Genomic DNA, 12,948 nt, shown 5'->3' on the forward strand with positions numbered 1-12,948 from the left:
ATGATAAAACTATCAGATTACCTGGATTATCTCAACAACGAGATAATTCAGGCTCGTAAAAAAGCAGACGAAAATGCGGTTCTTATTGCCAAAGAATACGCCCGTCATGAATACCTGAAATACTTCAAGGTTCCACGATATGCTCTGCCCAGTGTAAAGATGGATATTCCGATCAAAATCACAGATATAGATTCAGATTCCAAATATAATTTTAAACTGAATCAGGATCAGTTTGTGACAGAAATAAATGAAAGAATCCGTCTGGCAAACAAAGAGAAAAAACTGAATATTCCAGAAATAAATAAAAGACAGATTCAAACTGAAGAGTTTAAAACCCTGTTCAGTAACCTGGAAAAAAATGATCAGAAATTCGGGAAACTCCCTGCCAATGAAGTTCTTAAACTGGATCTCAGAAAGAAAATGCAGATTTTGAATTCAGGAATATTTAGACCTCAGGAAGGAACAGAAGAAGAAACCGATGAACTGAAAGAAATTTTTTCAAAAGTTCTGTTGAATAAATATACGCTGGTGAATGCAAAGCTGAACAGCATTTACATAGATCCCAATACAAGTGCAGCAGAAGATAAAGATAAGCTATTCATCAACCTTCATGTGGAAATGGAAGAGGAAGGAATCAGGATTGTATCATACAAAGATAAAGACGGCAACGAAATAGAACAGATAACTTTTGAGTAATGCAGGAACTTATTCACTTTACGGTACAGAAAATCAAAGAACTGCTGGAACAGTTCAATGAAGTTCAGGCTTTATACCTGTCAAAATCATTTGATTTTGATGCCAGGTTTGATGCATTTCTCAACGAAGTTCTGGAGTATTTCCGTACCAAAGGAAACACCAGCCATGAATCTGAAGTCTTGAAAATTATGAATATGATTTCCACCGTTAAAAGAGGTTTTAATCCCATTAAAATGGAGAAAATAGTGAATGGGAGAAGGGAAATTCTCGGAGGATTCTCATTCAATGGAATGGAAAGTATTTATGATATTCTTATGGAAATATACGCTAAGGAAAACAAAAAACTTGAGGATGCGGAAGAACTTATTTCAGGAATCATTGTATCATTATATCAGAATGGTATCCTGGATGATGCAAAGCTGAAAGACATGAATTCTGTTTCCAAGATTGAACGTTTCTGGAATTCACTGGTTGAGCAGAATACAGCCATATCCGGAATTAATAAGAAACTCAGACTGACCATTATTCCGGAGGATATTTTTCTTATTCTGGAAAAAGTATTTCTGAAATTAATTTAAAAAAGATCATTATGGAAACGGGAAGATATATTGTTCTGTTGCAGAATCAGCAGAAAAATGCACTCAAAAAAATAGAGAGAGAACTGGAAGTGAGTATTACTTCTTCAGAATTGTTATCCAAAGAAAACCGTTCTTATGAAATCATTGATCAGGATAACGGTGTACTTTACAAAAACCTGGGAGTTCTTGTGGTGGATAATATGGATGAAGATCAATTGAAAAGTGCCGTAAAAGATGAATCAAATTCTATTGTATACTATGAAAAAGAAAGAGAATTTTTTCCTGCAGATGAGTTGCAGCTGATTAGTGAACTTAAAAAACAGTCGGCCGGTCTTGCAGAAAAAATTTCAGAACTTGAAAAATATATCACCAGTAAGCCTTTGCCTCAAAAATCATTCATTGAAATGGAATGGGGATTAAAAGCTATTGGACTGGAAAATGCCAACTATACAGGAAAAGGAATTGATGTTTGTATTCTCGATACTGGGCTTGAAACTTCCCACCCGGATTTTTCCAATGAAGAAATTGAAGGAAAGTCTTTCATAGACGCTGAAGACTGGAACAGAGATCCCAACGGACATGGTACACACTGCGCTGGAGTAGCTACAGGAAATACAAGAAGTGATACCGGAAAGCGTTACGGGATTGCCAGAGACTGCAATCTGAAAATAGCAAAAGTACTTGCAGACAATGGAAGAGGAACAACCAGTAGTGTCATTGATGCGATAGACTGGGCGATTACGAAAAAATTCAGAATACTATCCCTTTCACTGGCATCTCCGGTGAGGCTAGATGATCAACCTTCTGTTCTTTTTGAAACCATTGGGGAAAGAGCATTGGAAAATAACTGTCTTATTATAGCAGCGGCTGGAAATGACAGCAACAGACCGCAGATTCCACAGCCTGTTTCAATGCCGGCTAATTCAAAATCGATCATGGCAATAGGAGCTATTGACGCTCAAATGAAGATCGCCAGATTTTCAAATGCAGGTCTCAACCCGTCCACAGGAGGAAGTATCAATGTCTGTGCTCCCGGAGTAGATATTATCAGTTCCTATCCTAAAAATGCAAAAAATAAAAGTAATTTGTACTACAGTATGAGCGGTACAAGTATGGCAGCACCACATGTTTCCGGACTTGCCGCTTTGTATATGGAACAGTTTTCCAACAAATCAGCAAAGGAGATCTGGGAACTGATTGAAAGCAAAGCAAGACCTGTTGAAGGTATAAAATACAGAGATATTGGAAACGGTTTAATACAGATATACTTATGATCACTTACCTTGCAGTTTTAAAGAAAGATATAAATTTAAAAAAGCTTGAAGTTCTCCTCAAAAGCAAAGGCATAAAACTGGCTGCTCACTACAAAACCATAGGAGTTATAAGGTTTGAAAGCCAATTGCTGATTTCTGAGTCCGATTTTCAGGACTATTTTATATCTATAGAAGAAGAAAAAGATAATTTAACAATATAATCACATCAATAAAGCTTTTCTGTCACAGAGAAGTTTTATTTTTGTCTCTTAATGATAAAATAACATATGAATTTCAGATTTTCAATGGTGTTTCTGATGTTTTTTGCATTAGGATTCTCACAAGACCTTACCGTAATGAGTTTTAATATCAGGCTGAATGTAGAGTCGGATAAAGACAATGCCTGGCCAAAAAGAAAACAGGACGTTGCTGATTTATTGACCTATTATCATCCTGATTATTTCGGAGTACAGGAAGCACTTCCGGAGCAGATGAAAGATATTAAAGCAGGTTTAAAAAATTATGACTATATCGGAGTAGGAAGAGATGACGGTAAAGAAAAAGGAGAATTTTCTGCCATCTTTTATGATACAACCAAACTGGACATTGTAAAATCCGGGACGTTCTGGTTATCTGAAACTCCGGAAAAGCCTTCAAAAGGCTGGGATGCTGCGCTGAACAGAATCTGTACCTATGCCGTATTTAAAGATAAAAAATCGAAGAAAGAATTGCTGGCAATGAATCTTCATTTTGATCATATTGGAAATGTAGCAAGAGTAAAATCTTCCGAATTGATCCTGAAAAAAATCAAAGAACTGAATCCAAAGAATCTTCCGGTAACGCTGAGTGGAGATTTTAATCTGACAGATGATTCTGAACCGATTAAAATTCTTTCCAAAAATATGAAAGACACTTTCTATCACTCTGAAACGAAACATTATGGTCCGGTAGGAACTTTCACAGGCTTCAATGTGAATGAAGTTCCAAAAGACAGAATCGATTACATTTTTACCCAAGGTTTTAAAATAAGATCTCACCGACATATCAATGACAGAAGAGAAAATCTGCTGTATCCTTCAGACCATTTTCCAGTGATTGTGAATCTTTCCCTATAAAAAAATCAATTGGTTGGAAAATCAATTTCAAATCCAATTCCTCTCAGGGATTGGATTTTTATTTGAGGATCATTGATGAAATATTTGCGAAGTCTGCTGATAAACACATCAAGACTTCTTCCCGTAAAATAATCATTGGTTTCCCAGATATTATCCAGAATATTGTCCCTTGTAATGATGGATCGGTTGTGCTTCAGAAGGTACAGAAGAAGTTCCTGTTCCCGTATGGTCAGCCGATTGTTCCCGTTAGGATGTGACAACATAAGTTTGGTGGTATCCAGTGAGAATTCTCCGATCTTTATCTGACTTTCCGTAACAGCAGGAAGTGTTCTTTTCAGAATATTTTTAATTCGTAAAACAAGTTCTTCAGGATCGCAGGGTTTCGCAATATAATCGTCAGCACCTATTTTCAATCCTGTCAATCGGTCAATTTTTTGATTTTTAGCCGTTAAAAATAACAAAGGGAAATTACTCCTTTCCTTAATAATCATTTTCGCCAGCGAGAAACCATCTATATTGGGCATCATCACATCCAGAATTCCTATCTGAAAGGGGAAATCAGTCTGAACCAATGGCACAATATCTTCCGGATTCTGAAACCAGCTGACTTCAAAATCTTCCAATTCAAGATACTGCTTAAGAATCATTCCGAAATCCGGATCATCTTCTGCCAGAAGGATTTTAGTTTTCATAAGGAATTGATATTTTAAAAGTACTGCCGGTATGAAGCTGGCTGGAAACCTCTATTTTACCACCATAACTGGCAATGATTTTTTTTACGAAATAAAGTCCCAGCCCAAGACCTTTGCTATTGTGGATGTTATTATTCTGTATTCTGTAGAATTTTTCGAAAATATTGTTCAGCTCTTTTGTTTCCATACCTTTACCGTTATCGGAAACTTCAAATTCTAATTGTTGAGAACTGTTTCTGACACCTATTGTAATAACTGATGCTCCATATTTTACACTGTTTTCACAAAGGTTTTTAATGACCGTTTCCATCAGGTTTTTATCAAAAGGCAGCTCTTGTGAAACTGTATTTTCAAGCTTAAAATCTGTATTGGGATAAGTAACTGAAAGATCCTGAATAAAAAAGTTCCAGTGCTCAGGTTGTATAGCGGTCATTTCATCAGGAATTTCATCTTTATGAAGCTGAAACATCAGGCTTTCAAGACGTGAAATCTGTCTGTCAATAAGAGGAAGTGTTTCAGGATTCCATTCTTTTTTTAATGCTTTCGAAGCTATTTTTAAAGTAGCGATAGGAGTTTTAAATTCATGAGAAATGTTATCCACAATGTTGTGGAGGACTTCCACCTGCTTCTGCTGCTGAATAAGATTTCTGATCGTGAAAATATAAAGCAGAAGAACTCCTGAAAGAAGAATAACGCAGCATATAATCAATAAGGTAAGCTCTTTGAAAACAATACTTTTTATATTTCTGATCTCAAAATCTGTCTGGGTTTTAACAAGAAAAGTATTCTTTTTTTCAATATGTCCTTTATCTGTATCATTTCTTTTGGTGGTTGAGGTTTCCCAACTTCCGTTACTGGCAATGCGTGGATTTTTTAGCTTATCCTGCGTTTCAAAAATAACAATAGGTTCGGTAATTACTTTTGAGCTGTCCGGAAGATGAACAATGGAAAGATATCGTATTCTTGCGGAGATTTCGTAACCGTCTTTTTTATAACGACTGTCAATATAATGAATCAGTCTTTCTCTGGCAGATTTCCTGTTTTCTACGAAATAACGGAGAAAATCTTTTTTGTTGATCTCTTTATTATGATACTGTATAATGATTTCCTGAAGAGAATCATCATTTCTTTCTTTAGCCTCCTGGATGTCTTCAAGATTGTCTGTGTAATTGGTAAGCCCATCATTCACAGATCTGTAGATATCCCTCTCTTTTACCTGATAGGTTTTATACATAAAATAAACCTGGATTCCCAATAAAAGCAGGAATAGAGCGGCAAAAACCGGGATGAGAATTTTACTCTTGGTTATCATTAAAACAAAGATAAAACTTTAGTCATGTTCCGGAAATGATTATTTTATTATTAACCTTCCGTTAACCATAGTGTTGAATCTCCACAAATAAAGCTTTATCCATCTTCCTGAATCTGGATGTGTTGATATCAGAAAATACATTAACCCATCATTAACCTTCCATTAACTGTATTTGTTCCAGCCAATATAGAATTTTGTATCCATAGAACAGAACAATAGATTTTGTTTGAGAGGATAAAAAAAAATAACCATGTATAAGATTCTTTTTTTTCTGTGTTTTCCAGCTTTGATTCTTGCCCAGCAACAAAAAGCTGGAGGAACAGTGGTAAATACCGAAAATGAAAAGCTTTCATCTGTAAAGGTGGAAGTGTATAATGCTCAGGATAAATTAATCAAAAAATTAAAAACAGATGACAATGGGAAATTTGTACTGGAAGATATTTCAGAGGAAAATATAAAGCTGGTCATTAAAAATCAGGGATACTCTTTATTTGAGAAAAAATTGGATTTAAAAGAGCCTGAACCACTGAATATCATTCTTAAAAAGGAAGCTCATGAAATAGAAGGTGTGATAATGACGAAACGTAAACCTTTAGTGAAAAGAAAGGTAGACCGTCTGGAATTTAATGTGGAAAACAGTAATATTTCTTCACTCAATGCCTGGGAAATTTTAAAAAATACACCCAGTGTTACCATCAACAACAGTGTATTGAGTGTAAAGGGAAGTACCGGAATTCTGGTGACGATTAATGATAAAAAAGTAATGCTGACAGGGGATGAACTTAAAAACCTTCTGGAAAATACACAGGGAGATGAAGTGAAATCTGTGGAAGTGATTACCAATCCGCCTGCAAAATATGAAGCTTCGGGAAGCGCAGTACTGAATATCGTTCTGAAAAAGAATAAAATTGAAGGTTATCGCGGTATTCTTTCATCCAAATATGTGCAGACCCAATATGCAAAAGGCGTTTTTGGTGTTTCTCAATATTATAAAAAAGATAAACTTTCCTTAATGGGAAGCTATTATAAAGGGCTGGGAACGTACTACCGGGAAGGAACAGATTATGTAAACTATCCGGAAAGCCAAACCCGATGGGTAAGTACGATGAACAGGAAGGATAAAAACAATAACCAGAATACCCTGAATTTTAATGCGGAATATGAACTGGACAGCCTGACCAATTTAAGCTTTAACTACTCAGGGTATTTTTCTCCAAAGTCCTTCGGGACTTATAATGTCCCTACGTTGATCTATAACCAGCAGGATATAGTGGAATCTGATTATACCACGATCAATGATCACCGTTCCCGTTCCATCAATAACTCGGTAAGTTTTCAGATAGACAGAAAACTGAATAAAAAAAGCAACCTTTCATGGATCAATTATTTTACCGGAAATAATGTGGATAAATACCAGAATGTAATCACCTATCTGAACTTTGCAGGCCAACCACCTAAAGAAGATAACTTTATTACTCAGAATAAAGCAGATGTTCAGCTGTATTCCACTCAGTTCGATTATCTGTGGAAAGCGGATAAGCTGGAACTTGAATCTGGTACGAAATATAGTTTTGTAAAGACAAGCAGTCAACTTGATTTCTCCGATAATGAGAACGGAGTATTACAATACCGGCCGGAGAAAAGCAGTATTTTTGATTATAAAGAACACAATTTTGCTCTATATTCTTCATTAGCCTACAATATAGGGAAATGGAGTTTTAAAGGTGGACTTCGTGCGGAAATGACAGATCTTGAAGGAATAGTTTCCGAACCTTATGAATTGAACAAGACTAATTATTGGAAATTCTTTCCCACTTTTTATGTACAGTACACCACAGAAAATAAACAGGAGTTTGGGTTCTCCTATGGGAAAAGAATCAGCAGACCTTCCTATTCATGGTTGAATCCTGCAAAATCTTACTACAATCTGTTTTCTTATTACCAGGGTGATCCGAAATTAAAAGCGACAATTACCCATAACCTCAATCTTACCTATTCCTGGAAAGACTGGAATCTTGATTTGTATTATCGAAAAGAAATTTATCCTTCTATGGAAATTTCCTATCAGGAGCCAAGTACCAACAGTTTGATTTATTATTTTACCAATATCGAGAAAGGTGAAGCTTTCGGGTTAAGCTTGTATAAAAATTTCCAGGTGAAATCCTGGTGGAATATTATCCTTTCTGAAAATCTTGAGCACAACGAGAATTATTTCAAAGGAATTGATGGAATGTTGTATAAAAATAAAGTCTGGAACTGGGTTTCGAACATCTCAACAAGTTTTACGCTGGATAAAAATAGCGACTGGAAAATGGAAATGGGACACCGCTACTATTCTCCCGGCATACAGGGAACTTTCAGAATATCTTCTTTGTGGTCAGCCTATTTTGTAATGAATAGAAAATTCTTTAGTAAAAAGCTGGAAGCCAGTCTTGTTTTTAGCGATATTTTCAGATCTACAGGGCAGAAGGTCAGTACAAAATATGCGAATCAGGATAACTATTTTCTTGATTATTCCGATACTCAGGGAGTGACATTTTCATTGAAATTCAACTTTGGAAATCAATCGGTTAAAAATGCAAAAACCATTAAGAAAACAGCCGAACAGGATAGATTGTAGAATATTTTAATTCAAAAGTTAATTACAGTGAAATATTATCGTAAAATAATGGTCGTCTGATGGTGTATTTTCGCTATTTTTGATGCCTATCTTTAAAAAGATTGCTATGAAGAAAATTTTTTCCGGAATGCTGATCGCAGTTTCTTTACTGCAATTGTCAGCTCAGGAATTGTATATGCCGAGGAATATCAAAAAAGCGTATGAGAGAGGAACACGTGATATCTCCGGAGCGCCAGGAAAAAACTACTGGCAGAATAAAGGAGTGTATAATGTAGAGGTGAAAGTAGATGCTGCTACAAAAATAGTTTCCGGAAAAGAAACCATTGTCTATACCAACAACAGTCCCGATAATCTGAACGAACTGGCTATACGATTTGTGAATAACCTTCACAAACCACAGTCGCCAAGATCAGGATTTGTATCCAAAGATTTCCTTTCATCCGGACTGAAAATTAAATCCTTTACTGTAAACAACGTAAAATATGAGATCAACAGTGATGATTGGAGTACAGTTGAAAAAGTAAAATTAAAATCAGCTTTAAAATCTAAATCAAAAGCTGAAATTAAAATAGAGTGGGAATATCCATTATCAGTGCAGAGTGGAAGAGAAGGGCAGATTGACCCTGAAACATTCTATGTGGCATATTCTTTTCCAAGAATTTCCGTGTATGATGATTACAACGGATGGGATATGCTGCAGCACTCAGATAGACAGGAATTTTATAATGATTTCAATGATTACAGTTTTGCTATCACTGCACCGAAAAATTATGTAGTTTGGGCAACCGGAGATTTTCTGAATCCGGAAGCTGTCCTTCAGCCGGAATATTTAAAAAGATATAAAGCTTCTCTGAAAAGTGATAAGCTGATGCATATTGCTACAGAGCAGGAAATGAAGTCCGGAAAAGTAACAAGACAGAATAAATGGAATGTCTGGAAGTTTAAAGCAAGCCATATTACAGATTTCTGTTTTGCAATGAGCAACCACTATGTGTGGGATGCTGCCAGTGTTCAGTTAAAAACAAAAAGAGCCAGCGTTCAGGCAGGATATAAAAACGGAGCGAAAGATTTTGAACATTACGTAGACTGGATGCGCTATAACCTGGATTGGTTTTCAAAAAACTGGCCGGGAGTAGAATATCCTTACAACGTAATGACGGCTATTCAGGGGTATGCAGATATGGAATATCCTATGATGATCAATGATACCAGTATTCCTGATGATCTTAATGATGCCAGGTTGACGGCAGATCATGAAATTGCCCATACTTATTTCCCTTTCTATATGGGGATCAATGAAACAAGATATGCATTTATGGATGAAGGCTGGGCGACCACGCTGGAATATCTTATAGGAATTGATGAAAACGGAGAGGCTGCTGCTAAGGAATTTTATAAAAACTTCCGTGTTAAAAAATGGATCAATGATCCTTCTGCAGAGCAGGATCAACCGGTGATTACGATGAGTACACAGGTGAGCGGTGCCGGATATGGAAACAACTCCTATGTAAAATCTTCATTGTCTTATCTGGCTCTGAAAGATTATTTAGGAGATGAACTTTTCAAAAAAGCATTACATCATTACATGGATAACTGGAATGGAAAACATCCGGTTCCGTGGGATTATTTCAATTCTATGAATACAGGATCAGGAAAAAATCTGAACTGGTTCTTCCAGAATTGGTTTTATACCAATAATTATATCGACTTAAAAGTAACAGGAGCATCCCAGATGAATGATATGCTTACCATAAATGTAACGAATGTAGGTGGGTTTGCCATTCCTTTTGATGCAATATTGTCTTATGATGACGGAGCTACGGAGAAAATTCATTTTTCACCTTCAGTTTGGGAAAAAGATCAGAAACTGACCGATCTTGTAATTCCTATTAAGAAAAAAGTAAAATCTGTACAATTGGACGGAGATATCTTTATGGATTATACTCCGGATGACAACCATAAAAATTTATAAAGTAAAAGCCTTCAGATTCTGAAGGCTTTTTGTTTTAAAAATAGGCTGTTAATCGTAAGCCTAGCGTAATATAATTGATTTTTTCTTTAGTAATCAGGTTATTAAGTTCCTGATTCAGTTCGTCACCATCCTTAATCTCATCGCTGAAGTAATAGCGGATTGTAGAATTGATCTGATTGTAATCTGTATAGAATGTAAGGCCTAATCCAGGATTGAACTTGTAGGTCATGGAAGCACCGGTGTTCCAGCGGAAAGCTGGTTTGGGCTTGTATCTGGCGATCTGAAGTTCGTGGTTGGGAGCATCAATATCGTTTCCTTTTACAAATACTTTTCCACTTGCTGTTGCAGCATATCCTCCGGTTACCTTTAAAGTAAGCTGCCATTTTTCTGATAATTCATGAGAAAAATAAGGTCCGATGCCTGCAGAAAGAAAGCCCATAGATTGTGTTTTAATTTCATGATCACCAAAATCCTGTGCGTCATCAAAAGTTATTCTTTGGGATTTAATAGGGAAGCTGCTGAAGGATACATCTGCACCTACTCCCCATTTTTTTGAAAAGAAGTAAGCGCCTTCCAATCCTCCTTCAAAACCGATTTGCTTTTTGTCATCCAGCTCAGATTCTTTCAGGAAGTTGGTGGTACCTAATGCGGTTCCCATTTTTAGAGCAAGAAAAGAAGGATAATCATTGCCCTGTATTCTGGATAAGAGACTTAAATTATCTCCCTTGTTTTTATAAATTTTGTCAATAAAAAAATACCCCAGTTCTGTAGATATAATTCCGATACCTGCACCGGCCAGAATATCCGGAACCCAATGTCTGTTGTTTAAATTTCGCCCAAGCCCTGTAAGAGTTGCAGAACCATATCCTGCAATACTGTAGGCTGGGTTTACCAAACCATATTCTTTGTGCAGAAAACTGGCGTTGGTAAAAGCCATTGCCGCATGTCCTGATGGAAAAGAGTTGTTTTTGGATCCATCCGGGCGTTCTACTTTTGTTGTATATTTAATAGAATTGACTAAAATGGCCATGATGGCTAAACTCGTACCATAAGATAAAGTAGCTCTCCCGAGATTGTTTCTACCTTTTACACCTGCCAGCTTTAAACCGTAAACAGCTACAGCTGGAGCGTATTGTAGATAATCATCATATTTTACTTTGAAGTTGGGAAGGTATCGGTTTCTTACCTCACGAATATTCTCTTTTTCTCCCCATGTTGCAGCGGCAGCGGTAAACAGAAGAGCAGGAGCTACTGATTTTTTCACCCATTCTTTTTGAAAAAAAGGAGTTTTCTCCTGAATAGCATATCCTGAACTGATGAGGGCTAAATCTTCCTTGAGATTTCTGGATGGGATAGTATCCAGTGTTTTAATTTTGATAGTATCCTGAGCTTTAATACAGTATAAATGCAATAGTATTCCTGATGCTAATGCTATTTTTTTCATCTTAGTGGTGTTGAAATTTAAATCGCGTAAAAATATTAAAAAAATCTATCCCAAAAATTGAGATAGACTATTTTAATATTTTTATAATATTCTAATTGAGGTTGTTGGTTATCTTAATCCAGCTCTTGGTCCGGATGCTGCCACTACAGCCTGCATTCTTGTTTTTTGATTGGCAGAAAACATCACCATAGATTTATCATCTACATAATCCATGTAATTCATGAACATCTGAGAACGGCTTACACCACCACAAACTCTGTTTAAAGGATAAGTAGGATTTCCATAGTTAGGACCAGGAGAGGTAGGAGTGTCATTAGAGTAATCTGTCTGACAACCTGTATCGGATGATCCCCAAAGGTGAGGCAGATTTAGGTAGTGTCCTACTTCATGCGTTACTGTTCTTCCTAAATTAAATGGAGCAGATGCACCTGTTTTTCCGATATATTGATATCCAATTACAAGACCATCATACCATTGCCCTGCATTTTCAGGATAATAAGCATAACCTAGAGTTCCTGGTTGGTTGTTTTCGTCAAGAATTGAATTAACAACCCAAATGTTCATATTTTTATTTACATCAGTAGCATCAATACCTCCGGTACTAGCTTTTTTCATTTGCTCCAGATCAGATCTCCAGCCTGTCTTGGTACTTTGCTTACGGTTGGTTGCTACTAGTTTGAAACGGATTTTTACATCACCTGCTGCAGCTGGTTGAAATGCAGAAGGAATTTTATTAATATCAGAATTGGTTGCCCCATAATCGGCATTAAGGACTGCAATCTGTTCTGCAATTCTTGCGTCGGAAACATTTTGAGCAGAAGTGTTGTAAATTACGTTAAAAACAACTGGGATTTCAACAGTTCCATCGGCAAGAACTTTTCCCACTTTAAGATTTTCTGCAAATTTTTCAGTACTGAATTCAATATCAGCCATTTTTTGTTTTAATGCAGGGTTTTTCAGAAGCATTGCTTGTCTGATTTCTTCTGATGGACAACCTCTTTTAAGAGCACTCGGAACAGTGTTATCCTGATCCGGAGAAGTCTCGTTTTGGTTGGTTAAGCTGTCGTTGTTGCACGCCGACATAAGGCCCAGAATCAGGGCTCCAAATAGGAATTTTTTCATATCGTTATAATATAATTTGGTTGAGGGCGTGAAATTATAGTATTTGAAATTAATATGCAAATTATTTCTATAAATATTTAATAAATACCTAAATTTTAATTAATTTGTTTGAATTAAAATCAATTAAATATGAATTGTATTGAA

At 36.2% G+C, this 12,948-nt stretch carries 11 protein-coding genes; 7 read left to right on the forward strand and 4 right to left on the reverse strand.

What is annotated here, in order from left to right; all coding sequences use genetic code 11:
• The 5 genes from BUE84_RS02280 (at position 1) to BUE84_RS02300 (ending at position 3,642) form a co-directional block, all read left to right on the forward strand.
• The gene (locus BUE84_RS02280) at positions 1-696 is read left to right on the forward strand and encodes a hypothetical protein (RefSeq protein WP_079240327.1); all 696 of its coding nucleotides are present in this window, start codon (positions 1-3) and stop codon (positions 694-696) included.
• Positions 696-1,274 (forward strand): hypothetical protein, encoded by a 579-nt coding sequence (locus BUE84_RS02285; RefSeq protein WP_079240328.1) that lies wholly within the window; start codon positions 696-698, stop codon positions 1,272-1,274. The genes BUE84_RS02280 and BUE84_RS02285 overlap by 1 nt, the downstream gene beginning before the upstream one ends.
• Before the next feature lie 11 nt (positions 1,275-1,285).
• Positions 1,286-2,548 carry a S8 family peptidase gene (locus tag BUE84_RS02290; RefSeq protein ID WP_079240329.1) on the forward strand — a complete coding sequence of 421 codons (1,263 nt, stop codon included), beginning with the start codon at positions 1,286-1,288 and terminating at the stop codon, positions 2,546-2,548.
• Positions 2,545-2,748 carry a hypothetical protein gene (locus BUE84_RS02295; protein ID WP_079240330.1) on the forward strand — a complete coding sequence of 68 codons (204 nt, stop codon included), beginning with the start codon at positions 2,545-2,547 and terminating at the stop codon, positions 2,746-2,748. The genes BUE84_RS02290 and BUE84_RS02295 overlap by 4 nt, the downstream gene beginning before the upstream one ends.
• A gap of 66 nt (positions 2,749-2,814) precedes the next feature.
• Positions 2,815-3,642, forward strand: coding sequence for an endonuclease/exonuclease/phosphatase family protein (locus BUE84_RS02300; protein WP_079240331.1), 828 nt, complete (start codon positions 2,815-2,817; stop codon positions 3,640-3,642).
• 5 nt (positions 3,643-3,647) lie between these two features.
• Here BUE84_RS02300 and BUE84_RS02305 read toward each other — a convergent pair whose 3' ends face one another.
• Both BUE84_RS02305 and BUE84_RS02310 read right to left on the reverse strand, forming a co-directional pair.
• The gene (locus BUE84_RS02305; protein ID WP_079240332.1) at positions 3,648-4,334 is read right to left on the reverse strand and encodes a response regulator transcription factor; all 687 of its coding nucleotides are present in this window, start codon (positions 4,332-4,334) and stop codon (positions 3,648-3,650) included.
• Positions 4,324-5,646, reverse strand: coding sequence for a sensor histidine kinase (locus BUE84_RS02310; RefSeq protein ID WP_079240333.1), 1,323 nt, complete (start codon positions 5,644-5,646; stop codon positions 4,324-4,326). The genes BUE84_RS02305 and BUE84_RS02310 overlap by 11 nt, the downstream gene beginning before the upstream one ends.
• A 250-nt stretch (positions 5,647-5,896) precedes the next feature.
• On the opposite strand from BUE84_RS02310, the gene BUE84_RS02315 reads away from it, so the two are divergent.
• Both BUE84_RS02315 and BUE84_RS02320 read left to right on the forward strand, forming a co-directional pair.
• Entirely contained in the window at positions 5,897-8,266 is a 2,370-nt protein-coding gene (locus tag BUE84_RS02315) for an outer membrane beta-barrel family protein (RefSeq protein ID WP_079240334.1), read from the forward strand.
• A 106-nt stretch (positions 8,267-8,372) separates the two neighbouring features.
• Positions 8,373-10,238: a M1 family metallopeptidase gene (locus BUE84_RS02320; RefSeq protein ID WP_079243837.1), complete on the forward strand. Its 1,866-nt coding sequence runs from the start codon at positions 8,373-8,375 to the stop codon at positions 10,236-10,238.
• A gap of 34 nt (positions 10,239-10,272) precedes the next feature.
• Here the strand turns inward: BUE84_RS02320 and BUE84_RS02325 are convergent, their stop codons facing one another.
• Complete coding sequence (locus tag BUE84_RS02325) at positions 10,273-11,682, reverse strand: phosphatase PAP2 family protein (protein WP_079240335.1); 1,410 nt, start codon at positions 11,680-11,682, stop codon at positions 10,273-10,275.
• A gap of 108 nt (positions 11,683-11,790) precedes the next feature.
• Positions 11,791-12,804 (reverse strand): zinc metalloprotease, encoded by a 1,014-nt coding sequence (locus BUE84_RS02330; protein ID WP_079240336.1) that lies wholly within the window; start codon positions 12,802-12,804, stop codon positions 11,791-11,793.
• Positions 12,805-12,948 lie beyond the last annotated feature (144 nt).

Source organism: Chryseobacterium indologenes (assembly GCF_002025665.1).
Classification (GTDB): domain Bacteria; phylum Bacteroidota; class Bacteroidia; order Flavobacteriales; family Weeksellaceae; genus Chryseobacterium; species Chryseobacterium metallicongregator.

Excerpts from the sequence above, each read along its gene's own strand:
- BUE84_RS02280 (WP_079240327.1), top strand. The coding sequence starts at position 1 with ATGATAAAACTATCAGATTACCTGGATTATCTCAACAACGAGATAATT.
- BUE84_RS02285 (WP_079240328.1), top strand. The coding sequence starts at position 696 with ATGCAGGAACTTATTCACTTTACGGTACAGAAAATCAAAGAACTGCTG.
- BUE84_RS02290 (WP_079240329.1), top strand. The coding sequence starts at position 1,286 with ATGGAAACGGGAAGATATATTGTTCTGTTGCAGAATCAGCAGAAAAAT.
- BUE84_RS02295 (WP_079240330.1), top strand. The coding sequence starts at position 2,545 with ATGATCACTTACCTTGCAGTTTTAAAGAAAGATATAAATTTAAAAAAG.
- BUE84_RS02300 (WP_079240331.1), top strand. The coding sequence starts at position 2,815 with ATGAATTTCAGATTTTCAATGGTGTTTCTGATGTTTTTTGCATTAGGA.
- BUE84_RS02305 (WP_079240332.1), bottom strand. The coding sequence starts at position 4,334 with ATGAAAACTAAAATCCTTCTGGCAGAAGATGATCCGGATTTCGGAATG.
- BUE84_RS02310 (WP_079240333.1), bottom strand. The coding sequence starts at position 5,646 with ATGATAACCAAGAGTAAAATTCTCATCCCGGTTTTTGCCGCTCTATTC.
- BUE84_RS02315 (WP_079240334.1), top strand. The coding sequence starts at position 5,897 with ATGTATAAGATTCTTTTTTTTCTGTGTTTTCCAGCTTTGATTCTTGCC.
- BUE84_RS02320 (WP_079243837.1), top strand. The coding sequence starts at position 8,373 with ATGAAGAAAATTTTTTCCGGAATGCTGATCGCAGTTTCTTTACTGCAA.
- BUE84_RS02325 (WP_079240335.1), bottom strand. The coding sequence starts at position 11,682 with ATGAAAAAAATAGCATTAGCATCAGGAATACTATTGCATTTATACTGT.
- BUE84_RS02330 (WP_079240336.1), bottom strand. The coding sequence starts at position 12,804 with ATGAAAAAATTCCTATTTGGAGCCCTGATTCTGGGCCTTATGTCGGCG.